General features: G+C 74.6%; 1 protein-coding gene. It reads right to left on the bottom strand.

Features of this window, described 5'->3' with window-relative positions:
* The coding region (locus AOK24_RS43660; RefSeq protein WP_240554417.1) for an ATP-dependent helicase at positions 1-1470 on the bottom strand (1470 nt) is incomplete at both ends.

The raw sequence follows: 1470 nt of genomic DNA, 5'->3' as shown, positions 1-1470 counted from the left end.
CGTCCCACTCCAGGCCCTTGGACTTGTGGGCGGTGAGCACCTTGACGGTGTTCTCGCCGCCGGGGAGGGCGTTGTCGAGGCCCTTCTCGTACTGGGCGGCGGTGCGCAGGAAGGCGAGGAAGGCGAGGAGGGTGGCCTGGCCGTCGTGGGCGGTGAAGGAGGCGGCGACGTCGAGGAAGTTCGACAGGGTCTCGCGGCGGCGTGCGGCGAGCGCGTGCGGGGACGCCGACAGTTCGACCTCCAGGCCGGTGACGGCGAGGACGCGGTGCAGGACGTCCATCAGCGGGTCGGACAGGGAGCGGCGCAGGTCGCGCAGTTCGGTGGCGAGGTAGGCGAAGCGCACGCGCGCGTCCGGCGAGAACGGCAGGCCGTCGTCGTCCCCGGTGCCCTCCAGGAACGTGTCCAGGGCGTCCGCGAGCGATATCACCTCGGCCGGGTCGGTGCCCTCGACGGCGGCGGCGAGGCGGCGGTCGGGGTCGCCGTCGTCGTCCGCGCGCGCGTGGGTGACGAGCCGTCGGGCGCGGCGGCCCAGGAGGGCGAGGTCGCGGGCGCCGACGCGCCAGCGGGGGCCGGTGAGGAGGCGGACCAGGGAGGCGTTGGCGCCGGGGTCCTGGAGGACCTCGCAGACGGCGACGAGGTCGGCGACCTCGGGGAGGTGCAGCAGTCCCGAGAGGCCGACGACCTCGACGGGGACGTCCCGCGCGACGAGGGCGCCCTGGATCTCGGCGAAGTCGGTCGCCGTGCGGCACAGGACGGCGATCTCGCCGGGTGCTCTGCCGGTGTTGACGAGGTGGGCGATGGAGTCGGCGATCCAGTCGATCTCCTCGGCGTGGGTGCGCAGGAGGGCGCAGCGGACCGTGCCGTCGCGTTCGGCGCCGGGGGCCGGGCGCAGGGCCTCCACGCCCGCGTGCATGGCGCGCAGGGGCTCGGCGAGCCCGTTGGCGAGGTCGAGGAGCCGGCCGCCGCTGCGGCGGTTCTCGCTGAGCGCCTGGCGGGTGGCGGGGCGGCCGTCCGCGTGCGCGAAGTGTTCCGGGAAGTCGTCCAGGTTGGCGACAGAGGCGCCGCGCCAGCCGTAGATGGCCTGGCAGGGGTCGCCGACGGCGGTGACGGGGTGGCCGGTGCCGCCGCCGAAGAGGCCCGCGAGGAGGATGCGCTGGGCGACGGAGGTGTCCTGGTACTCGTCCAGGAGGACCACCTTGAACTCCTCGCGCAGGATCCGGCCGACCTCGGGGATGCCGGCGAGGCGCGCGGAGAGGGCGATCTGGTCGCCGAAGTCGAGGAGGTCGCGGTCGCGTTTGGCGGTGCGGTAGCGGCGGACCAGTCCGGCGAGGTCGCGGCGGGCAGCGGCCGTCTCGGGGACTTTGCGCAGGTCGGCGTTGCTGAGTTTCGCGCCGTCCAGGGTTGTCAGCAGGTCGGCGTCCCACGCGCGCAGGTCGTCGGGGTCCACCAGGTGTTCGGCGAGTTCGGCGT

This window comes from Streptomyces niveiscabiei (genome assembly GCF_001419795.1).
GTDB lineage: Bacteria > Actinomycetota > Actinomycetes > Streptomycetales > Streptomycetaceae > Streptomyces > Streptomyces niveiscabiei.
This window is presented reverse-complemented; position numbering and strand designations above follow the sequence as displayed.